Origin of the sequence: Psychrobacter sp. S1-30-MNA-CIBAN-0213 (assembly GCF_040309845.1) — a bacterium.
Classification (GTDB): Bacteria; Pseudomonadota; Gammaproteobacteria; order Pseudomonadales; family Moraxellaceae; genus Psychrobacter.
Genome location: NZ_JBEOPE010000003.1, coordinates 302,643 through 326,342 on the forward strand (window position 1 = coordinate 302,643; position 23,700 = coordinate 326,342).

Below are 23,700 nucleotides of genomic sequence, written 5' to 3' on the forward strand. Positions count from 1 at the left end.
AGTCACCACTATTTTAACCAAATGACAATATTGTTAGCGCTATCTTAGCAACGTTTCAGTTTAGACTGAGTGATATCACAATGGGTAATTATGACCATGATAAGTTTCCATAAATTTTCAGTAACACCTTTACGCCATTCATTGCAGCGTTTGCTGTATATATGTCGGCCATTGTGTTTAGCACTGCCGCTATGGGCAGCAACGTTTGGGTTTGCCAGTGCCGAAAGCTGGAAGGTGAATCTGCAAGACGCGGATATCAAGGCTTTCATCAATGAAGTGGCAACGATTACCGACCAAAACTTTGTTCTTGATCCACGTATTAATGGCAATGTGACCGTTATCTCCAACAAAGCTTTATCTCGTGATGAGATTTATCAGCTGTTTTTGAGTGTGATGCAGGTCAATGGTATTGCAGCGATTGATTCAGGAACGACGATTAAACTAGTCCCTGACAATGTCGCTAAGCAGTCCGGTGTTGCCGTCGATTTGCGCGGTGATAGTGTCGGTGAAGCGCTAGCAACTCGCGTTATTTATTTGACCAATACGCAGGCAGCGGAGGTATTGGGCGTTATTCGTCCACTAATGCCACAATCTGCACATGCTGCTGCTGTGCCTGGAGTAAACGCACTGGTACTGTCTGATCGTGCTGATAGTTTGAACCAATTAACCACGCTTATTCGTGATTTAGATAATAATGTTAATGATAGTTTACAGGTCATACCGCTGCGTCATGTAGATGCCGAGCGTATGATGGACCTCATTAGCGCGCTGGTTTTAAGTACAGGTGCAGGGCAGGCGCAAGGAGGTAATCAGCTTAAAGTTATTGCTGATACTTCCAGTGATAGGCTACTGGTTAAAGGTAGTCCTGAGATGATTGCTAAAGTGCAAGAAATGGTCAATCAGCTTGATACTACGCCCTCGCGTCGGCTAAGCGGTTTACGAGTCTTTCGCTTAAAGTATGCGAGCGCCGGACATATCGCAGAGATGCTACGCGGCTTACTTGCCAATCAGTCTATTAATAGTGCTGGTGCAACTTCAACTTTGGAATCAGCCTCACTCAACGATGCTAGTAGCACAGGCACGAGTGGTGCGTTAAATAGTAATACTGGTGATACGTCAAATGGTAACAGTTTAACGGGTGGTAATAACTCATCGGCAGCATCTGCGACTAGCTCAGGTGGATCAGGTACAAGCACTGGCGGCCGCCCGTTCAGCATTATCGCTGATGAGACTCAAAACTCAATTATCGTTAATGCTGCACCAGAGCTGATGTTTGAGATTGAAGCTGCTGTCAATCAGCTGGATAACCGCCGTGCACAAGTCCTCATTCAAGCTGCTATCGTTGAAGTCTCAGGCGATGATGCGACCCAGCTTGGGGTACAGTGGGCACTGGGCAATGCCAACAGCGGCTATGGGGTAGTTAACTTCAATAATGCTGGAGTCAGTGCAGCATCACTTGCCGGTGCAGTGCTGTCCGGCGGCGCATCAGGTATCAGCTCTGCAGCTGGCTCTATCGCTGGGGCGTTACTTGGCATTGGTGATAGTAGTACAGACCGCAATGGAAATACGCAATTTTATGGGGCTATTTTGCAAGCACTCGACTCTTCTACTAGTGCTAACTTATTATCCATGCCATCAATTTTGACGTTAGACAACGAAAAAGCCAGCATTTTAGTCGGTCAAAACGTACCTTTTGTGACTGGCTCTTATACCACTAGTGGTAGCTCTTCTGACAACCCATTTCAGACTATTGAGCGCCAAGATATCGGTATTAATCTTAACGTCATTCCCCACATTGGTGATAACGGCACGGTACGTTTAGAAGTTTCGCAAGAGGTGTCTTCAGTGGTACCAAGTAGCGTCGGCAATGCCAGCGGGTTAACTACTAATAAAAGCCTTATTAATACTACTATTTTAGCAGACGACCAACAGACTATTGCGCTTGGCGGTTTGATGCGTGATAACACGACGACCAGTCAACAAAGAGTCCCTGGTCTAGGTAACATACCTATTATTGGTCGACTGTTTCGATCTGATAGTGACAATACCCAAAAGAGTAACTTAATTATATTCTTACAACCAACTATCCTACGCGATGGTGGCGCAGTCGCTAGTGTCACGGAGCGTAAATTTAATCAGATGCGCGTATTGCAATTGGTTATCGATAAAAACGGTACGATTAAGCAGCTGCCATTGAGTGGCACTGAAGGGTGGGATGGTAAGGTTGATGCCGACTATGAGTTGATGCCACTGAACCCGCTCGTACCTAAGCGAGATCAAAAGCCAAAACCTGCATCGCAAGGATTTACAAAGGTTGATAGCCCAAGTACGGGGATTACTACTTATCCGCTAAAGCGCTAAGTGCTAGACTTCTGAGTTTGTCATTAAGCTGTGTATTTAACCTACGCGAGACAATAGTAGAGATAGAGACAGTAATTGGGAGTTAAGTGGATGAATAAAAAAAAGTGGCTGACATTGGGTATTGTCGGAACGGCCTTACTATTGCTACCAAGACGTAGCAGCTGGCAAGCAACTCTCAATGCTAATGAGGAATCTAGAGCAGACGACTCAAAAACTAAAAAGCACCAATCTAAAGGTTCTAAAGCTAAAGACTCTCAAGATAACGAATTCGGTAAGAAAAAGTAAACCGTTAAGAAACCGCTTTTATGTTATCAAAATGAGGACACGCCCTAATAGCTTTATATCAATGCATTAATGTGTTGATACAAAGCTATTAATCACTTAAAAACCGAAAATTTTCTATCATCATAATCAACTAACTACTCATTCATAAATCATTCATTAACCGACTATAAAGAACTTACTATCAAGGCGGATTATGACTCGTACAGACCCAACTTCAATTTCAAACCACTTCCCATTACCTGCCATCTATCCTCTTATCGATACCCACACTCATTTTGATGCGCCAGTCTTTGATAGCGATAGACAAGCACAGACGCGGCAAGCTTATGTGCACGGTGTTCATCATTTGATGTTGGTCGGTTATCTATATCAACATTTTTCTCGACTGTATGAGACTCAGCAGGCAATCGAACAAATGCATTTGTCTAAAAGCATGGACAAAGCTAATTGTGCAAACTTATACCCTAAAGCGCATATTGCGCTTGGTCTACATCCTTTTTATATCGAACAGCATACTGATGCGCATCTCACTAGTATGGCGCAGATGATCCAAGAACAGCGCCCGTTGGCAATTGGTGAAATAGGATTGGATACCTACACCGATGCGATGAAACAACCTGAAGCTTTTGCCAAGCAGAAACGCTTCTTTGAGGCGCAGCTAGATATAGCGGTAACGCACAAGCTACCTGTGATGCTGCATATCCGTAAAGCGCATGCCGAAGCGTTGGCCATCATCAAAGCACATGATTACAATGCGCATAAGCTAGGCGGTATTGCTCACAGCTTTAGCGGCGGTGAGCAAGAGGCGAAAGCGTTTGTTAAGTTGGGCTTTAAGCTTGGTGTTACTGGACAAATTACCAACCAAAACGCCAAAAAGCTGCGCCGCGCCATCAAAGCTGCCGTTGATAGCTACGGATTAGAATGTTTGGTCATTGAAACCGACTGTCCTGATATGACGCCGATCATGTGTCAGACATCAGATGACGATCAACTAACTAGCCAATCAGACAGTCGCTTAGCATCGGGACAAAGTCCAGATAATGAATGGCAAGGCGCTGACGGACACAACCGCAATATACCCGCCAATTTACCATGGGTGCTGATGAGTCTTAGTGAATTGCTCAACGTAGAGCCAGCAGAGCTTGCCCATCAATTGTGGCAAAATAGTTGCAATGCCTTGCAAACTTCTTGGTCTTATCCCACATAGTATGCAATTAAGCATAAGTCAAAATTAAGCATAAAACACTATTAACTATGATGTCACCAATCACAAGAGCTTCTAATTCGTTATGAATCAACCACCGCAACCCAAGCAAACCGATGTACAACTGGACACTACTGATGGGGCTTCAGAACATGGCACATTAAATGCAGCAACTAATACAGTAAGTAACGTAGCATCTGTAGACCAGCAATACGAGCGGCGCTTTCAAGGGACGCAGACATTATATGGTACAGCTGCATTCGATATCTTTGCTGCTGCACATGTTTACATTATTGGCGTTGGTGGCGTTGGCTCTTGGGCTGCTGAAGCGTTAGCGCGTACCGCAGTAGGCAACATTACTTTAATCGACTTAGATATATTGGTAGCCTCCAATGTCAATCGGCAGCTGCCTGCGCTCGATAGTACTTTTGGTCAAAGTAAAATAGCAGCGATGGGTGCGCGGTTGCATGAAATTAACCCAAAACTTACTTTACATTTGGTAGATGATTTTTTGACTGTTGATAATGTCGACGAATTATTACCCAGTCGCCATGAAGCAAAAACTGCCGCTGCCGAGCATAGACCTATTGTCATTTTAGACTGTGTCGATGATATGAGTGCCAAGCTCGCTATTGCACTACACTGCCGTTTTAACAAACTAAAACTCGTTTGTGCAGGTGGAGCAGGGGGTAAGATAGACCCATCTCAAATTACAGTCAGTGACTTAAAAGACAGTTATCAAGATCCATTATTAGCACGTCTACGTAACAAACTGCGTCATGAGAAAGGTATCAATAGTGCCTTAAAAGATAAATTCGGTATCAGATGTGTGTATTCAACTGAACCGCCGCGTGTAGACAAAAGCTGTCAGGCAGGCGGATTACAATGCGGAGGCTATGGCTCTGCAGTAGCCGTAACGTCTGTGGTGGCAATGATTATGGTCAGTGAAGCGTTACAGATGTTGACCAAGCAAGTTAACGCTTAACCCATTACTTCCTATTAATTTGGAGACAGCTTTGTCGATTCATACCTATCCGCTAGCATTAGATGAGCATTTACGTGTTGCTAAGCTGCATGAATACGACGTGCTTAATACTTGTAATGAGCCCGCATTTTCGCGCTTAACTGAGCTTGTGAAACTATTTTTTGATGTGCCTATGGTTGCCATCACTTTTATGGACGAGCATGTACAGTATCTAAAATCCCCACATGGATTTGGTAGCTTGCGCACGACTAAGCGTGGAGTGTCAATCTGTAATTATACCGTGTTATCTGATAATGTTTTTATCGTGCCAGATTTGTTGCTTGATAAGCGTTTCGCTGGTAATCCATTAGTGACAGAAGATCCTAAGCTACGGTTTTATGCTGGTGCACCTATCATTCTAAAAGAGGATAATAAGACTTATCATTTGGGCTCACTTTGTTTATTCGATATCAAACCCAATCATGAGTTTAATGACGACAAGGCGAGACTGCTAATGCAGTTCGCTGATATGGCAGCAGACGCGTTACAACTACAAAAAAACCAACATCGTGCCAAACATGCCAATAAAATGAAGTCTGAATTTTTGGCCAATATGAGCCATGAGATACGGACACCTATGAATGGCATTATTGGTATGGTCGAGATGCTCGATGATACTGACCTAGATGCCGAACAAAAAGATTATGTAGATAATATAAAGGTATCAACTGAGCATCTACTTTCAATTATCAATGGTATTTTGGACTTATCGAAAGTTGAGTCCGGTAAGATGACTATTGATGCTATACCCATGGACTTATCGGTATTATGTGATGAGATTATGAGTTTGTTTGCAGTTAGAGCTCGTCAGCGCGGATTAACACTTGATTATAATTATAATGAAGAGCTATCGCCTTACGTGCAAGGCGATCCGGTACGCCTCAAACAGATTTTGGCAAACCTTGTCAATAACGCCATCAAATTCACTCGTGAAGGTGGGCGTGTCAGTATCAACGTCACCCACGCGCCGCATTGTAGTGAGGGTGGATGCAGCAGTCTAGGTTTAAAAACTGATAAGATAATCTGCCATGACATGACTGTCTGTATTGATGTTACAGATACAGGTGTCGGTATCAAGCCCGAATCCTTGGATGCCATATTTGATGCCTATAACCAAGCAGACAAGTCCACCCATCGCTTATATGGTGGTACGGGTCTTGGCTTGTCTGTATGCAAATCTTTAGTTAATTTGATGAGCGGTCATATTTGGGCAAACAGTGTAGTGGGAGAAGGCACTACATTTAAAGTATTGTTGCCACTAGCAACTATAGATCAAACAGAATATGATGATTGGCAGCTCTCGGATACTATAGATGTTGAGCCTGACTCACAGTATTCGGGACATATATTACTAGTTGAAGATGATAACGTTAATGCAATGATTGCCAAAAAAGCCCTATGTGATAGCGGACACAAGGTAACGCATGTCACTGATGGTCAAAAAGCTATCGATAAGTTCTCAGCACATCCGCAGCGTTTTGACGTGATACTAATGGATCATCACATGCCGATTATGGATGGGATGCAAGCAACGATTAAGCTGCACGAGATTTATGATCCAAAGTCGTTACCACCTATTATTGCACTGACTGCAAACGCAATGGATGGTGAACGCGAAAAGTATCTGAAAGTTGGTATGCAAGACTACTGCACCAAACCTTTCAAAAAAGAGCAACTTAATGCGCTGGTACAATACTGGCTCATGCATCAACAAGCCACAAAAAAACAAGCCAATGACGGTAGGCTTAAAGCATTATCTTGACCTTCAGTTATTACAAATAGTTATTACGAAGACCAAAAAAAGCTCAACCATCGTTACGATGGTTGAGCTTTTTTATGGGTCTAACTTTGTTAACCAACACGAGTCTGATAGTCGCTCGTGCGCGTATCGACACGGACTATTTCGCCTTGTTGTACAAATAGTGGTACACGCACAACTGCGCCAGTTTCTAGAGTGGCAGGCTTACCACCACCACCAGATGTGTCACCGCGTACTCCAGGATCTGTTTCAGTAATCTGTAATTCGACGAAATTTGGCGGAGTAATAGTTAATGGCACGCCATTGAATAAAGTAATCACACATAGTGCGTTACTATTTTCTTTTAACCATTGTGCTGCATTACCTATCGCTGTTTTGTCCGCTTGTAACTGCTCAAAGCTTTCAGGATGCATAAAGTGCCAAAATTCACCGTCGTTATACAGATAGTTCATTTCAGTATCTATCACGTCAGCAGCTTCTAAGCTGTCACCTGATTTAAAGGTTTGCTCAAGCATTCTGCCACTACGCAGATTACGCATTTTGACACGGTTGAAGGCTTGACCTTTACCTGGCTTAACAAACTCATTTTCGACAATGGCATAAGGATTGCCATCAAGCATGACTTTTAAACCGGCTTTAAATTCGTTGGTAGAAAAACTTGCCACAAGAGACTCCTAAAGGTTGCGGTAATTATATTGATAGATTGCTACTAAGTTAATGATTAATTATCGGTGCGCCACCAAACCTGACATGATGATATCTGTGCTTAAATACCTATCATAACTGGCCGAAGTCTGTTAATGGCAAAGGTAGATAGGCATAAACCATTATGTTTGATAGGCATGCTTTGATAGCGCGCTGACTTACAGCGTATAATGTCGGTTTTTAGGCACACGCATTAGGTTGTCATGATAAACCATTTAATCACACAAAAAAACTGGCAAACACAATTATCCGAAGCGATTACTTCAGTGGATGAGTTGCTTACCGTACTCAATCTTGAGACGCTAAAAGCCCAGATTTATATCCCAGCGCACTTTCATCTGCGTGTCCCGCGTGCCTTCGTTGCTAAGATGACTGCTGGCGATGCCAATGATCCGTTATTAAAACAGGTCTTGCCAGATAAGCAAGAACAAATTACGGTGACGGGTTACGTCGCTGATCCGTTGGCTGAAAACGATCAAAACCCAATCAAAGGGTTGCTGCATAAGTACCAATCAAGGGTGCTGTTAACAGTCACAGGCGCTTGTGCAATTCATTGTCGTTATTGCTTTCGTCAGCATTTCGATTATAACGCTAATATGCCAACCTCGGCTGAACATTTGGCCATCACATCATATATTACCGAGCATCCCGAAGTAAATGAGGTAATCTTGAGTGGCGGCGATCCACTCAGTGTCTCTAATCGGCGGCTGTTTGCATGGCTTGATACTTTAGAGGCGATACCGCAACTGACGACTATTCGTTTGCATACGCGCTTACCATTGGTGATTCCTGAGCGCTTGGACAATGCGTTGTTAGATCGTCTTAGCCAAAGTCGTTGCAACATTGTCATGGTCATTCACTGCAACCATGCTAATGAGATTGATATCAATACCGCTGAGTATTTGCAGCGAGCGCGGGTTGCTGGAGTCGTGCTACTAAATCAAGCAGTCTTATTAAAGGGTATTAATGATAGCGTAATGACTCAAACAGCGCTCAGTCAGCGTTTATTCGACGCGGGCGTTTTGCCTTATTATTTGCATGTGTTAGATAAAGTGGCGGGAGCTGCGCATTTTGATAACGATGAGCGGTCGGCTATTAGCTTATATTGGTTATTATTAGCGGCACTTCCTGGGTATCTGGTACCCAAACTGGTACAAGAATTGCCGAATAGACCATTTAAAGTACCGATTGATATTTACAAAGGCAGTTAAGGTATTCAACATAGTAAGTTGTGTTAGTATATTTTGCTAAACATTAGTAATGCTCTGTGGTGTGCTAAGAAAATAATGGATGTGTCAACTGCTAACCTGAACTTAAATGTTTTGCTAAAGAGGGCTTATGATAACGCTGTCAGACTTTCAGAATTATTTATCACATAAAGCACCACTAAAACAGCCTTCGCATAACTATGTTAATGGACAAGAGCAGCAACTGCTTAAGTGGGCAGCGAGCTTACCAACACAGACTGAGGCTCAGCAGGCAATGCAGCTTGAGCAGATATTGACTGAGCTGGCTGTTGCAGACTTAGATGATAAACTGCGACTTAAGCTTTTGAGTATTGTCTCCTGTGCCTCGGATCGCTTAATTACCTCACTGCATAAACACTATAACTATGAGTTGGGTGCATTCAACAACGAGCAGCTGGCATATATTTCTCAAGTTGAATCGTTATATTATTTGACTATCTTGGCTTATGACAATGTTATACAACGTAAGAGCTTAGCGTTGAATGACCAGCAAAGCACAACGTCAGGACATGGTTGGAGACGTTTTCTAACTTTAGCAAAAACCTCACCGCTCATTTTAGCGGCCACTATTTATCAATCGCTAATAACCTATCAAAAGTTATTGTATGGGCAAAATATATCCTACCAACAACCACGGCCATATTTATGGGCAGCATTCAATGAGTTGTATCACTTAGCTTGTAAAGTAAATGTAGCTCACACTAATTTAAGCACGCAGGTAGTTACGAATCATGCGCTTAGCATTCACGACTTATATGTACAGATTTGCTTGCATAGTTTATTGAATGTCCGTGCCATGCGTCGTCCCAATATGTTGTTAACTCAACGTTTACTACCCTTATGGTCAACTCATGTCCATGCTACTATTGAGCCGCAGACTGAGACACGTATTTTTGTGGATCTGCAAAGTGACAACCCGCCTGAATACCTTACTGCCAACTCAGCCATCAATCCTTATGAAGAGCATCATCGTTGCTTGTTTATCGACCTTGAGCCATTGACAGCATATCTACATCAGCGCAAGCAGGCCTTACTTGATAGTAATAATGCAGCGATTGAATATCAGCTAGTTAATAAAATGTTGATGGCGATTAAGCATCGTTATGTCGAGCGGCAAATGGTAATGCCGACCAAATATCATTCAAAGCAGCGCGCTACTATCATTAGGGGTTTTAACAACATTCATTATGAGGTAGCAGGTGCGCATAGCTTGATGAACATAATTGCTGCCTCAGAGTTACCGACTGAGCAATTGCCACGCTATGATACGCAGCCCAAAAAAGACGTTGTAAACATCACACTTAACGTTGAGACTTTTGATCACGCGGATACCACATCGCAATTTAGAACATTGCATTTATTGCCAACAGAAGACCTAACACAACCTCAAACAGCAATAGATGAAAGGCTAGAAAAACCGTCTTCTCATTTGAATAAAACTATCGTAACTGATGTCGATACTCATACTATTGATAAGCTTAATACGGCTCCGCCACCACTAGGCCTGATGAGTTTGTTATTGTTACATCATCCAAATAATAGTAGCAAATTGAAGTGGTCAATGGGTATGGTGCGCTGGCTCAATTTTGAAAATAGGTACATTGAAGTAGAGTGGCAGGTATTTGGGCATGCATTGACAGCTTGTGCCCTGCGATTAGATATTAGAGACCACCGTAGCCAATGCTTTGTACCAGCTTTTATGATCGCTGGTGATAAAGAATTGCAAACAGAATTTACTATCATAGTCCCTCCTTATCACTTTCAATCTAATGATAAAGTCATGCTGCGCATTGATGACAAACAAAAGACGCTTTGTTTGCAGCAATGTTTAATCAATAGTGATGAGTTTAGTCAGTATAAAGTGATACAGATTTAATTGAGTAAGGCTGATACAATCCACATTTTTATGCAAATTTGATTGCGATTAATTTTTGATTGTAAGTAACTGGAGAGTCGGTTATTTTAAATCATAATTTATAAATTGTGGTTAATAGTAGTTAACTAGCTGGCACTATTCGTTAGTTAAGTATTGCTTAAGTGTTATTGTAATATAGTATACTATAATCACGATTATAAGAATAAAAAGGCCTATTATGCGAACCAAATCTATCTTAAATCTGTTGGTTATAGACGAAGATCAGCTATATGCTGAGCGTTTAGTCAGTTTATTATCTGCTTATTATGATGAGGTTAATTTAGGATTCCTAGACGATAAAGAAGAGCTGCTAAAGTCACTGCGCCACCAGTGGGATGTTTTAGTGTTTGGGCGTGCCTATGATTTGAGCTTCACTGATGTGGTCGGTATTGTGCAGGAACAAAACCTTGATTTGCCTATAATTGGGCTTATGAGTGATGAGATGGCAGGCACTGGCCGCAACGATGATGGTTTGCCAGCAGTCATTGATGGAGTGATGGTAAAGGCACTGTTAGCAGAAAAAGAAGTGCAAGTAGTAATGGCCATCTGCCTGCAACATGCTAACTTACGTAGTCTGCGACAGCTGAATACTTTGCGCTATGTACTCTCTGAAGCAGAGCAGCGCGCCAATATTTTGATTAAAAACTCTAAAAGTGCCGTTGCCTACATTGATCAAGGAATCCATATCTTTGCCAATGACCCTTATTTACAATTATTCAATTTTGAATCGATGGATGATATTATCGGTTTGCCTGTCATTGATTTTATCGCAGGAAAAGACAACGTTAAAGGCTTTAAAGAGTTTTTACGTCAGTTCGATAAAGGTAATCGCGAGCAAGTTGAATTCAATTTTGAAAGTAAGCGTATGGACGGTAGCACTTTTGAGGCCAAGCTACAGTTAGCAGCAGCTACCTTGGATGGTGAGCCAGTTACCCAAATTATCATTCAGCAAAATAACAATAACAGTGCTGAGATTGCTAAACGTTTAGCAGTAGCTGAACGCCAAGATAGCCTAACAGGACTTAATAACCGTCGCGGCTTTGAAGAGCGTTTTGAGGCTTTACACCAATCAGTGCTAGAAGGTAAGGTGAGTGCAGGCTTATTATATATACAGCTAGATAATATTGGCAAAATCAGTAGTAGCTTAGGTTTGCAAGGAGTAGATGCCACCGTTCAGCAAGTGGCTCGTATGCTGGAGCAGACAGTAGCAGATGGTCATATTAGCCGCTTTAGTGATACGGCATTTACCGTTCTAGTTGAAGGTTTATCGTCTCAGGCACTTATCGAGCTCGCTGAGAGTGTTCGTCAGCATATCAGTGATATGCTCATTGAAGTTGATGAACGCACGACTAATACAACAGTCAGTATTGGTATTGTCAAAATGGACGCTAACGCTGCCGAGCCGCAAATATTGCTCGAGCGTGCTATTGATGCGATTAATCATATTAGAATTGAGACTGCAAACCACGGTAATGCTTATCATCTGTATGATCCAAGTGAGCATGCGAACAGTGATGATAGTGCTTTAGCCGAGTACTTAGTAAGTGCCATCACTCACAACCGCTTTGAGCTTTTCTTCCAGCCAATTTATGATATCAATCAAGATCGCAGTGACTTTTTTGAAGTTTATCTGCGCCTGCCATTAGCCGACGCTGATAATACTGTGTTGACACCTGACAAATTTATGACAGTTGCAAAAACACACCATCTGCGCGAAAAAATAGACCGCTGGATATTGATCAATGCTTGTAAACAGTTAAATGAGGTGCGCAAGACTCACCCCGAAGCGCGCATCTTAGTCCAGTTGACCAGTGCCTCATTGATAGATAAGAAACTGCCTAGTGTGGCCAGTCAGCTAATTAAAGCAGTGGGCGGCGTATCAGGAGCCTTAACACTGCAGTTTAATGAGCAAGATGTGGCCAATCACCTTACGATTGCCAAATCTCAGTTTGCAGCTCTGAGCGATATTAGTTGTCAAGTAGGTATTCATAACTTTGGCACCTCGGCAAAATCAATTGAAATTGCTGAATTCGTGCAGCCTGATATGACACGCTTGGCTCGTGAATATGTCAATGAGATCAGTAAACCTGATAATTTGGATGCCATTAAATCTCTGATTGTTCGCACTAATGAGCTTAATATTGATGTGTTGATGCCTTATATTGAAGAGGCCGCTACGATGTCAGTGTCATGGAGTGTCGGTGCGCGTTACTTGCAAGGCTATTATTTAGAGATGCCAAATAAAACGATGAACGTTGTTTAAGAAGATCGTTGTTTAAGAAAAATGGTATTTAAAGAGAAACTGTCTAAAGAGCAGAAACCCTCTAGATCATAAAAATTAGCTATTAAGTTTCGATGTAATTTAACAGCGTACGCTCAGCATCTCAGAGCGTACCAACATTTCTGCATTATCGCTACACGTCTGCTATCATCCTCACACGCTTATAAAGCCCCCTCAATCAATAAATCTGAAGAATATATAAATATGCCTATTAACGTCAATATTGCACTCGGTGGTATATTAATTGCAACGTTTTCGCTCACTGCTTGTGAGCGTACGCCACCTGATTATCGTGACCCTGTTACCTTACCAGTGTATAGCGCAGGGGATGCTGATAATGGCGCTATCATCTATGAAGAGGCTTGCGGCCAGTGCCATCAGTTAAACCCGGGAAGTAATAAAAAAGGCCCGCAACTGATGAATATATACGGTGCGCCTGCTGCCGAGTTAGAAGACTATGACTATGGTGCAGCACTAACAAGCTCAGGCTGGGTATGGGATGCCGAAACATTAGATCCTTATATTGCAGATGCTCAAAAAGCGATGCCAGATTCAAAGATGTTGTCAGACCCGATGCCAGATGCCGATGAGCGTGCTGATATTATCGCTTATCTGTCTACTCTGCGTATGACTGCTCCGATTGTTGATAGCGATGGGAATCAAGTGGTAAAGGCTAAGCACACGCAGATGAACAATGAGGCAGTCGAGATACCAGCAGGTGCAGAAAACAAGCCAGCCGCAAGCTACTGATATCAAACCTTTAATAACTCTGCCTTATGTTTATTATAATTAATCTTACGTATTTCCATTAGAACGCTTTTTGATTGCTCTTTTTAACCTTATTATAATAGGGTGTATTTGATATTGACCATAACTCTGACAGAGTCTATCTGTAAATATTCAAGCATGCTCTAATCAAGTTGGTAGTTTATTATGCACCAAAGCCATGCTTACGATTTATCATCTCATAAAAATACGGTATCTCAGTTAGAGTCAGACTCTGGTTTAGAGCATTCAAACAATACTACTGCCGATTATTTAGCCAATCAACGCCAAGTGGCACAATTGCTTGTACAGCTCAATCAAGTGGTGCTCGATAAGCCGCAAGTGGTTAAGCTTGCACTTAGCTGTGTGCTGGCAGGTGGGCATTTGCTACTGCAAGATTTACCGGGAATGGGCAAGACGACGTTAGCACAAGGTTTAGCGCAGCTACTTGGCCTATCATTTAATCGTGTGCAATTTACCAACGATATGCTGCCAGCAGATATCTTGGGTATGAGTATCTATAATCAAACTACGCAGAGTTTTGAGTTCCGTAAAGGGCCTATCTTTACTCAGCTACTACTTGCCGATGAAATTAACCGCTCCAGCCCAAAAACTCAAAGTGCCTTACTTGAAGCAATGGAAGAGCACCAAGTAACCCAAGATGGCCAGACCTATCGCTTACCCAAGCCATTCTTCGTCATTGCTACCCAAAACCCAATGCAGCAAGCGGGTGCGTATCCGCTGCCTGAGTCACAATTGGATCGGTTCTTGATGTGCTTGTCGCTTGGTTATCCTTCGCCAACAGCAGAGCGCGCATTGCTCCGAGGTCAAGATCGTCGAGAGCTACTCGCAAGTTTAGATGCGATGCTTGCTACGGATGCTGTGCTGCTTGCACGCCAAGGCGTTCAACAAGTATATGTCGCGGATGTGGTACTGGATTATCTACAGCGTCTGGTCGCAAAGACCCGAATTAGCCAAGAGTATCATGGGCTATCACCGCGAGGTGTATTGTCGCTGCAGCGAGCAGCACAGGCTCATGCGTATGTGTCAGGTCATCAAGAGGTATCACCAGAGGATATTCAAGCAGTATTTACTGCTGTTACAGACCACAGGTTAGGTCAGCGCTTTGTGCCATCGCATGTCGTTGGTGGGCAAGCACCACAGACCATTGCTCAGCGGATTATCAATGAAGTAACGGTAATTGTTTAAATAATAATTTGGACGAAAGCAAAGTTATTTAAGTGCTAACCATAATGACAAGGCAGCTATGACTGTATTACCGCGCACCTTATCACCACGTACCCTGACCCAGCCAATCAAACGAGCAATGGCACGCTGGTTTGCTAAGCGTGCTCCCAAGAGTGATAGTGCTACTCTCAACTTGCGTAATGTCTATATTTTCTTCCGACGTGAAGGGCTACTTTTCGCTGTACTATTGATGATTACCTTTATTGCTGGTATCAACTATGGCAATAACTTGGTTTTGGGGCTTTGTTTTTACCTTATTAGTATATGGCTGATTAGCTTTCATATGACCTTTTTGCACATATCTGGCGTGCAAGTTCAATTGCTGGAAGTAACTATGGCAGAAGTAGGGGCGCCAGTTTGGGTGACCCTGCAAGTGCGTAGTGAGAGTCGCCAACCAAGACGACAATTGATGTTCAGGTTTGAGCAACATCAGTTGGATAAGCAAGAAAATAACGAACATGGCCATAAGCGCAACAGCAAGCGTAGCCGTAAATTACTTAATAACGATCCCAAGCTGCAGGTACTGCTACCGCGCGTACAAGGTGAGCAAATTATTCGTCTGCCTATTATTACCTATAAACGCGGTCAGCTTGAGCTTCCTAGATTAACAGTCAGTACGGTTTATCCGCTTGGTATTATGCGCGCATGGTCGTACGTTTATTTTGCGCGCACTGCTTGGGTCTATCCAAAGCCATCGGCTTTTGACTGGCAGACACAGTATGTGACTGCAAGCTTAGATGATTTGCCGACGGGTGGACAGTATAGTCAACATATCCAAGGCCAAGATGATTTTGAGCGTCTTGATAGTTACATCGAAGGCGAATCACTAGCAAGAGTCTCGTGGGCGCATGTGGCACGTGGTCAGGGGATGCTTACTAAGCATTTCGCTGATCCAGTCGGAGTAGAGCAGGTTTTAGATTATGCCGATATGCCAGCTGCCCATCATGAACAAAAGCTTGCGCAACTGGCTCATGGCGCAATTACGCTTGGCAGCCTTGGAGTGCCCTTTACCATGCAATTGCCTAACGAGAGCCATACAGAGTCAGCGATTGGACATGGCGAGGCATTTGCGCAAGTGTGTTTGCTTCGGTTGGCACAGTCGTCATGATTGATTCTAAGCGCACACGCAACCCTTCTTCTAACATATCTTTGCCGAACTCATCTGCTTTTGCAGCGGTAACCTCGCCTGCAAGTTTTGAAAATCTAGCATTGGGAAATACTGCTAATAACAGCTATAACCCAAACAGAAAATGGTATAGCAAATTGCTAGCGCTACCGGCTTATTATTGGGTATTGCTGACTCAGGTTATCGTAATCCTTCCCCATGCTGCTCATCTGCCACTATGGTTAATGGTCTTTGCTTTAATCACTATCATTGCCCAACTGCCTTATATCAAAGCTAAGTTTAAACAGAGGTTTAAGCAACTGCGCCATCTCAAGCGCATGTATCAAAGCATGCAAATGCTTGGGTTTTTATTAGGACTGGTAGGCTTGTGGCTGACTTATAACACAAGCTTTGGTCTGGATATGGGTGTGGCATTTTTAGTACTGTGCTTGATTAGTAAGCTTTGGGAGTTGTATAAGCGCCGTGATGCTTATGTAGTGTTAAATTTATCACTGTTTGTGCTTGCTGCGCTATTTTTGATGAATCAAGGATTAGTCACTACTTTAGAGGTCATCATAGGTACGATTGTCATCTTGCTAGCATTCATTGCGCTTAATGACGATGGCAATATACGCGGTGATGGACGCCTGCGTACACTTGGCATATTAGGAGTAGGGGCACTACCGTTATTAGTGGTGCTGTTTTTATTCTTTCCACGGCTACCGCCATTATGGTCAGTGCAACTATCAGGGCAGCAGGCGACAACTGGCGTCTCTGATAGTATGTCACCTGGTGACTTCGCTAATCTAAGTCAATCAACCGCGCTTGCTTTTAGAGTTGAGTTTGCGGATGAAACTCCACCACAACATGAGCTGTACTGGCGTGGTTTGGTATTTAGTGACTTTGATGGTGTGACATGGCGACCTAATCGTAGCACGCAGCAGCAGTGGCAGCCTACAAAGCAAATTCCTGTATGGATTGAACAAGCACTTGCCACCGTTCCTGATGAAGTACAGCTTGCACCCAATAACTATGAAGTTATCTTGGAGCCAACTCAACAAAACTGGTTATTTGGTCTCGATTACCCATTTACCCAGCGTACAGACGTCAGCATTACCTCAGAATTTACCTTATTAAAAGACTTACCTGTTACCCAGCAGCTACGTTATAACGTCCTACGTTTTGCACCGATGCGTATTGACCCTGTGCTTGATAAGTCCTCTCGTCGTATTAACTTGGCTCTACCTAACGATGGCAATCCGCAAGCGCGTGCACTTGCTCAGCAGCTATTTGCGCAATCAGGCTCTGATCCTGTGCGCTATATGCAAGCGCTTGAGCGCTGGATTAATCAAACGGAATTTCGTTATACGTTATCGCCGCCACGGCTAAATGATAACCGTATCGATGAGTTTTTATTTGATACCAAAGCAGGGTTCTGTGAACATTATTCTTCAAGTTTTACTTTTATGATGCGTGCGGCTGGCGTTCCAGCGCGAGTCGTGGCTGGCTATCAAGGCGGTGAGCTGAGTCGCGGTGGCAACGTGTGGGAAGTACGGCAGATGGATGCTCACGCATGGACTGAAGTATGGCTTGACGGTCAGGGGTGGGTACGCGTTGACCCGACTGCATTCGTCGCGCCAGAGCGTGTTGAACAAGGGATGGACGCATTAACTCAAACGCAAGGAGCGGCATTGTTTGGCGATGGTGCTGGCGCGCAGATTAGCTACCAGCAGTATCAGATGCTGCAAACACTCAGACGTTTGTCTGACCAAGCCAGCTATTATTGGCAAAAAGATGTTGTTGGCTACGATCAAGATAAGCAAGCAGGCTCGCTACTAAAGTGGTTCAATATCAGCTCGTTCATGCAACAAATCGTTTGGCTTGCGGCCAGTGCCATCGTGGTCATATCAGTGTTGGTGCTGATAATATGGCAACGTCGACGTAAGCGTTGGCATCCGGCAGATTTGCCTTTGGCTAAATTGTCTAAACGAATTAGTAAAAACGATAAGTTACTCGCTCGTGATGAGAGTGAAGGACAATTAGCGTGGCTTGATCGGCTAGCGGATAGTCTAGCAGCGCCTGATAACATATTAATGGCAGACAACCTAACATTCACTCGACAGCATATCGATAACATTAAACAAGATTACCGACAACTACGCTATGGGCGACTGAGTACGCTCGATGCGAGTAATGCTAAATATCAGCGCGCACTCAAACAACTTAAGGAAAACGTATGTAGGTTGTTGTAAGTATTTAGCTTGGTTAAGGTTGTCCATCATAATTGCTTATTACGGTTTTCACTATATAATCAGGTTGTTCAAGCTGTTAAATCACGTCTATTTGAATAATAACTTCTAGTTTAGATAGAAAACACTTGCAAAGTCTCGAAAACTTGCTAAAATGCTCAACCTAAATAGGCGTATAGCTCAGTTGGTTAGAGCGCTACCTTGACATGGTAGAGGTCAGCAGTTCGAATCTGCTTATGCCTACCAAATTCGAAAGTCCCAATCATAAGATTGGGACTTTTTTTATGCCTGTAATATATGGGCTGTAGCGGAAAATCTTTGCTTGCGGCACTCTATAATTAAGGTTGTTTAATTAGCTATAAATTAGCTAGAAAAGCGACGGTGACCAAACGGTGACCAAACGGTGACCAAAACGTGACCAGCCCTCAAAAATTACTAAAACATAAACCTTCTTTTTGACCTCTACCTCAATTTTCAACTTCAAGTCTATTTCTCAATATTTTCTGATTCATTTTCTTCTACATATTCAAAAATATCTCCAACTTCTACTTCTAAATATTTGCATAGCTTATCTATAGTATCGAAATCAATTCTTGTAGATTGATCGTTATAAATTTTGTGCAAAGTGGTTTTACTTATACCTGTCGCTCTAACTGCATCCGCTACTTTTAGTCTTCTTTCAGCTAATAATGTTGGAAGATGATTAACTAGCATTCTAAAACTCCAATTAAAGTTATAAAAAGTGAGCTATGATGAATAAATTGTAGAAACTAACATGGGCGATTTTAATCAGACAGCTCGATGGTGATGACCCATGCTGTCGATTTCCTAGTCATTAAATTCATATCTAACACTTGCAGTTCGATGCCTGTATAGCTCACTCAAGCAACTGTTGATCAAGTCGATTGGATGGAAGCGATGATACAGCATCACTCGATTGCCATTTTGACCAGCTCAAGAGCAGATATCGAAGACCCACGAGTACAATAGCTCGCTGACGATATTATTAAAGCGCAAAAGCGTGAAATCGCTGAGATACAAGCTCTTATCGAAGAGCTAGAATAAACAATGAGGTTTGTAGATATTATAAAGCTATGAAGTGCTAATCAACTAATTTGGTCTACTAATGTCACATAAAACACATACAGTGTAATGCTTTATGCATACACTATGTTAGAATATAATATATAAAACATAGATACAATAAGCAGTATGTTGGGCATCGTCTACCACATCAGATAAGGAGTAATCATGATATTTCATCAATTGTACGAACCCCTTTCTAGCACCTATACCTATCTGCTAGGAGACGAGGATACAGGTCAGGCTATCCTGATTGATCCGGTCATCGCGACCATGGATCGTGACTTGGCTGAAGTACATAGATTGGGGCTGGATTTGGTTTACACAGTTGACACGCATATTCATGCAGACCACATTACTGCAGCATTAGAAATGAAGCGTGCTGTCGGTAGCAAGATTGCAGCACCTGCCTTTGACCGTCTACCGTGTGTAGATGTCGGGCTGGAAGAAGGAAAACCTTTACAGGTTGCTGGTATTACCTTGCATCCATTGCATACGCCGGGACACACTGATGGTCATTTTGCGTATCTCTATAATGAGCGGGTGTTCACTGGTGATGCTTTACTTATCGATGGATGTGGTCGGACCGACTTCCAGAACGGCGATGCCGATGCACTGTATAAATCTGTGCGGCAGAAACTTTTTTCTTTGCCAGACGACACGCTGGTCTATCCTGCGCACGACTATAAGGAGCGCTTTGTATCTTCAATCGCTCAGGAAAAAAAGCGCAATCCACGGCTTGGCGGGGACATAACACTCGAAGAATTCAAGGTCATCATGAGCAACCTAAATCTATCGTATCCAAAATTCATTGACTATGCTGTCCCTGGCAACCAGCAGTGCGGTGTCTGCCCAGAGGATTTACCAGAAAATTTAGCCACTTACTGTCGCCAGATGATGCAGAGCCTTCAAGGATAATATTACTGATTTCAAGGGATTCTATGTTTTCACTCTCAACCTATGCTACACGTACTTTTGATAGTTTAGATTGAAATGGGAGAGGAATATAGTCAAGATATTTTTTAAGCATACATATTAATTATCAAAATCAATAGTTAAAAAAATAGAAACCTATAATTATTGACCCTTGCTCTCAAATCCGTAGATATTAACTTAGAGTTTTTTAATTAGGCAACCTGACGGCATAGTCTGTTGATTAATCTTTATTGGACGTGCTCAAATAAGTTCTAATACACATCATTAGCTCAACAGTCTAATACAAGTGATTCCATGACAACGGTCTATTCTGAGTAGTCTATAAATGTATTTACAGATGCAGCAGACTGATTCCTTTGGGGTACACTCTTAAAAATAAAATTTCATTAGAAGAACACAAAATATGACAGGAAATATTGTTAATACCTAGGGTTTTACGACTTAAGCATATTTTTTTAAGCCCTTTTAGCCATTAATTTAATGCCTAACGCAAGGAATACAATCCCACTTATTTTACTTAAAACAGTTTTAAATAATAGATTTTTTCTTAAGCTTTTGGAATGAAAACATTGGTTAATACACCTTGCTTGTATATTTAACAAGCCTTTAAAGACTTGAAACTGAGGTTTGCGCAATTTCTATCTTCCTGCAAGCTGTTTGCTATTAAAGACTCCTTTTTGCTCGTTATCATATTAAAGCTTAAATAGCACAAATGACTTGCGCAGATATATTTCACTAGCATAAATGCCGTTGGGTATTTGACTAGTAATACTGGTCAACCTAGCGAAGCCAACAAAGTATGTATTAAAATGCCTGATTAATGCCCAAAACAGAATAAAATCCAGCTTCCCTGCCTTATGAAATACTATATGTGATGAGATACATACTATCTGTGCCTAGAGTTAGGTTCAACAAAATGGCAGCCACGATAAGTCCTACATAGTTCTCAATACCAAACATAGGTAACACTTTCTTTCGATGGCGTTAGACACCCAGAATATTATAGATTACTTGGATCTTTCAACAAACCAATAACGATAGAGATACAAACCAATAACGGCTGAGGCCATAATACTTTTGTTATTGATGTATTATTAAATCAATTTCGTCAGATTTGTTTGCCTAACTTCAATATGACATTATTTGATAAAGTCACATTATTCCAATAAAGCCACTGTATTAGGCTGTTGTCTGAATGCGAAGGACATTAGTGAGGCGAGACTAAGCTTCTTATGAATGTAAGACCGTACACAGTTGGTGCTATTTTTGATAGCTATGTTGTCATTGACCACTGAGACCGCAAACTTCCTGAAGAATCACTTCATGAAATAATCACTATTGTAACGTTGCGGTCAGTTATTGCCTTTTTAGCTCATCTTAGCTGAAAAATAAATCTGTTTCTCTTTTTCATAGAATGGTCTCATGATCATCGATTTTCATTTTTAGGAAAATGATATGAATACTCAAATAACAGAAAACCATACGTACATTGATGGGCATAAGATTGCATTTTTGGAACAGGGCTCAGGTAGTCCATTAATTTTGCTGCACGGTATTCCAACCAATAGCCTCATGTGGCGAGATATTATTCCACAACTTGCAAAAACACATCGCGTCATCGCCCCCGACCTTCTCAATTATGGTCGATCTGCGAAACCGAAAAGCGCGGATGTGTCCATTAATGCTCAGAGCAACATGATTGTAAAGCTCATGGACGTTCTAGGTGCGCGGCAAGCAGATATTGTTGGACATGATATTGGTGGGGGTATTGCTCAGTTGATAGCAGTTAATTATCCAGAGAAAGTTAGAAAGCTCGTTTTGATAGATAGTATCTGTTTCGATTCGTGGCCTATCCCAGAGTTTGAGCCATTACAGGAACCTGGCGCTGAGTCGGAGATGAGTCTTGAGGACTTTTTAAGTATGATGCGAGGCTTTATGCCAAAAGGTGTGTACGATAAGAGCGTCATGACTGATGAGCTTATTGAGCTCTATCTTGAACCTTGGTCAACTGAAGAGGGTAAGCGGGCCTTTTTTCGCAATCTTAGACGGTTGAACAAAGAATATACTCAGGCCATTGCTGACGAGCTCAGCAACCTTCCACATGAGACACTCATTATATGGGGTGATAAAGACCCCTTTCAGAAACCAGAATACGCGCCAAAACTGGTGGAAGCGATTCCAAATGCCAATCTTGTCTGGATCAAAGATGTTGCTCATTGGTTAATTGACGAGAAGCCTGATGAAATTGGTGAACACATCAATCAATTTCTTAGTTAAAGCATGAGTAGTACGGAGATATCTAACATGGCAGCACTGCACCGAATGGCAATGATACTACTCTACATTGCTGTCCAGTGCAGCGTTTTCGTTGTACCGCTCGCCATTACAGAAAATTAACCGGAGACATATCAAGGCTAATTTTACAGATATTACTGCCATCTTCATTAGCAAGTTGCTCAAGAGGAAAGCAGATTAGAGCAATACGAAGTTAATTCTCAACATTTCTGCAGACACTAAACCACGCAGCCTAGTTCTATTTCATAAGTGTCTTATGGTTGGGATGATTACCATTCTGGTTAATCAGGAAAGCGTTGCAGCTTTTAAAGCTTCCTCAAATTCTTCTGTGGTAAATACATGGCTGGTAATCATTCTCAAATTCATTAAAGCTCCTTGAAAAGTATCTAGTCCCGGTAACTTAGCACTCCCACTGGCATCTGCAATCACTCCTACTTCAAATCCTTCTTCAAGAAGATTCCGAGTATGGGATTCTACACATAAATTTGTAGACATTCCGGCCATTAGTACTTTTTCTATCTTATACTTTCTAAGTTGCAGGCTAAGGTCTGTATTCTTTGGGCTATACAATTTATGAGGGTTACAAAGAATAATATTTTCTCCTTCAAGGTATTGCTTAAATTCCTCGAGAAAATCGGCCCCAGAGTCTTCAAAGCCTTCCATATCCAACCGCCCTTTGCGTTTATACATCTCTTTGGAATGCATAAACTCCTCAAGAGCACCACCAAACTTCCATTCCTTATCTGTCGGAAAAAAATAATGGGGTGATATGAATACCTTCATTCCTTTTTCTCTGGCTAGCCTAAAGACGGTAGACATGTTCTCTATTGTATTATTCTCTTTAACACTTTCTTTTACAATAGGCCAAGCCACCCCATCTTCTCGCAAAAAATCATTCTGCGGATCGGTTATTACTATGGCAGTATTCTTATCAATTTCAAATCCGGGATCCGGAATCCCAGCTTCCTTTGCAGCACTAATTACTTGCCATTCTGTACTTTTCATAATTTTATCCTTGTCTAATATGAAACTTTTGAGAATCCAGAACATTGGAGCTGATAAGCTTTTAAGTACAATAATGTCCTATCTCAATCTAGCACCTGATTCGTAAGAAAACCAGTTTTTCTTACGAATCAGGTTATAAAATATAATTTTCACTAGTGGTAATTAGACCTCCAAAATAGCCGATTGCTCCTATAAGCTAATATATGTTTAATCCAAATCGATTACAGTTTGCA

Annotated in this window: 17 protein-coding genes and 1 tRNA gene; 15 read left to right on the forward strand and 3 right to left on the reverse strand. The window is 42.1% G+C overall.

Annotated features, from left to right (window positions below):
* The first annotated feature begins 96 nt into the window (after positions 1–96).
* The 5 genes from gspD to AAEY87_RS04770 all read left to right on the forward strand — a co-directional run bounded on the left by gspD (position 97) and on the right by AAEY87_RS04770 (position 6,636).
* Positions 97–2,361, forward strand: a complete 2,265-nt coding sequence (gspD, locus tag AAEY87_RS04750; protein ID WP_502945448.1) for a type II secretion system secretin GspD — start codon at positions 97–99, stop codon at positions 2,359–2,361.
* Between the two features lie 90 nt (positions 2,362–2,451).
* Positions 2,452–2,646 (forward strand): hypothetical protein, encoded by a 195-nt coding sequence (locus AAEY87_RS04755; RefSeq protein ID WP_068037401.1) that lies wholly within the window; start codon positions 2,452–2,454, stop codon positions 2,644–2,646.
* A 193-nt stretch (positions 2,647–2,839) separates the two neighbouring features.
* Positions 2,840–3,853: a TatD family hydrolase gene (locus AAEY87_RS04760; protein WP_350656138.1), complete on the forward strand. Its 1,014-nt coding sequence runs from the start codon at positions 2,840–2,842 to the stop codon at positions 3,851–3,853.
* Between the two features lie 82 nt (positions 3,854–3,935).
* The gene (locus tag AAEY87_RS04765; protein WP_350656139.1) at positions 3,936–4,835 is read left to right on the forward strand and encodes a tRNA threonylcarbamoyladenosine dehydratase; all 900 of its coding nucleotides are present in this window, start codon (positions 3,936–3,938) and stop codon (positions 4,833–4,835) included.
* A 31-nt stretch (positions 4,836–4,866) separates the two neighbouring features.
* On the forward strand, positions 4,867–6,636 hold the full coding sequence (locus AAEY87_RS04770) for a GAF domain-containing hybrid sensor histidine kinase/response regulator (protein WP_350656140.1): 1,770 nt from the start codon (positions 4,867–4,869) through the stop codon (positions 6,634–6,636).
* A gap of 89 nt (positions 6,637–6,725) precedes the next feature.
* Here the strand turns inward: AAEY87_RS04770 and efp are convergent, their stop codons facing one another.
* On the reverse strand, positions 6,726–7,298 hold the full coding sequence (gene efp, locus AAEY87_RS04775; protein WP_068037394.1) for an elongation factor P: 573 nt from the start codon (positions 7,296–7,298) through the stop codon (positions 6,726–6,728).
* Positions 7,299–7,541: 243 nt separating this feature from the next.
* Between efp and epmB the strand changes: the two genes are divergently transcribed.
* The 8 genes from epmB to AAEY87_RS04815 all read left to right on the forward strand — a co-directional run bounded on the left by epmB (position 7,542) and on the right by AAEY87_RS04815 (position 18,394).
* On the forward strand, positions 7,542–8,549 hold the full coding sequence (epmB, locus tag AAEY87_RS04780; protein ID WP_350656141.1) for an EF-P beta-lysylation protein EpmB: 1,008 nt from the start codon (positions 7,542–7,544) through the stop codon (positions 8,547–8,549).
* Positions 8,550–8,676: 127 nt separating this feature from the next.
* On the forward strand, positions 8,677–10,461 hold the full coding sequence (locus AAEY87_RS04785; RefSeq protein WP_350656142.1) for a cyclic-di-GMP receptor FimW-related protein: 1,785 nt from the start codon (positions 8,677–8,679) through the stop codon (positions 10,459–10,461).
* Between the two features lie 217 nt (positions 10,462–10,678).
* A complete protein-coding gene (locus AAEY87_RS04790; protein ID WP_350656143.1) occupies positions 10,679–12,763 on the forward strand; it encodes an EAL domain-containing protein in 2,085 nt (694 codons plus the stop codon).
* Between the two features lie 222 nt (positions 12,764–12,985).
* Entirely contained in the window at positions 12,986–13,531 is a 546-nt protein-coding gene (locus AAEY87_RS04795) for a c-type cytochrome (RefSeq protein ID WP_350656144.1), read from the forward strand.
* 183 nt (positions 13,532–13,714) lie between these two features.
* Positions 13,715–14,755, forward strand: a complete 1,041-nt coding sequence (locus AAEY87_RS04800) for an AAA family ATPase (protein WP_350656145.1) — start codon at positions 13,715–13,717, stop codon at positions 14,753–14,755.
* Positions 14,756–14,813: 58 nt separating this feature from the next.
* Positions 14,814–15,902 (forward strand): DUF58 domain-containing protein, encoded by a 1,089-nt coding sequence (locus AAEY87_RS04805; protein WP_350656147.1) that lies wholly within the window; start codon positions 14,814–14,816, stop codon positions 15,900–15,902.
* Positions 15,899–18,151 carry a transglutaminase TgpA family protein gene (locus tag AAEY87_RS04810; protein ID WP_350656148.1) on the forward strand — a complete coding sequence of 751 codons (2,253 nt, stop codon included), beginning with the start codon at positions 15,899–15,901 and terminating at the stop codon, positions 18,149–18,151. Before AAEY87_RS04805 ends, AAEY87_RS04810 begins: the two co-directional genes overlap by 4 nt.
* A gap of 166 nt (positions 18,152–18,317) precedes the next feature.
* Positions 18,318–18,394: transfer RNA gene (locus AAEY87_RS04815), tRNA-Val, on the forward strand.
* Positions 18,395–18,634: 240 nt separating this feature from the next.
* Here AAEY87_RS04815 and AAEY87_RS04820 read toward each other — a convergent pair.
* On the reverse strand, positions 18,635–18,862 hold the full coding sequence (locus tag AAEY87_RS04820; protein WP_350656150.1) for a helix-turn-helix domain-containing protein: 228 nt from the start codon (positions 18,860–18,862) through the stop codon (positions 18,635–18,637).
* 537 nt (positions 18,863–19,399) lie between these two features.
* On the opposite strand from AAEY87_RS04820, the gene AAEY87_RS04825 reads away from it, so the two are divergent.
* Together AAEY87_RS04825 and AAEY87_RS04830 are read left to right on the forward strand one after the other, a co-directional pair.
* Positions 19,400–20,149 carry an MBL fold metallo-hydrolase gene (locus AAEY87_RS04825; RefSeq protein ID WP_350656151.1) on the forward strand — a complete coding sequence of 250 codons (750 nt, stop codon included), beginning with the start codon at positions 19,400–19,402 and terminating at the stop codon, positions 20,147–20,149.
* Positions 20,150–21,622: 1,473 nt separating this feature from the next.
* A complete protein-coding gene (locus AAEY87_RS04830) occupies positions 21,623–22,444 on the forward strand; it encodes an alpha/beta fold hydrolase (protein ID WP_350656152.1) in 822 nt (273 codons plus the stop codon).
* 303 nt (positions 22,445–22,747) lie between these two features.
* Here AAEY87_RS04830 and AAEY87_RS04835 read toward each other — a convergent pair whose 3' ends face one another.
* Positions 22,748–23,467: a cysteine hydrolase family protein gene (locus AAEY87_RS04835; protein ID WP_350656153.1), complete on the reverse strand. Its 720-nt coding sequence runs from the start codon at positions 23,465–23,467 to the stop codon at positions 22,748–22,750.
* Positions 23,468–23,700 lie beyond the last annotated feature (233 nt).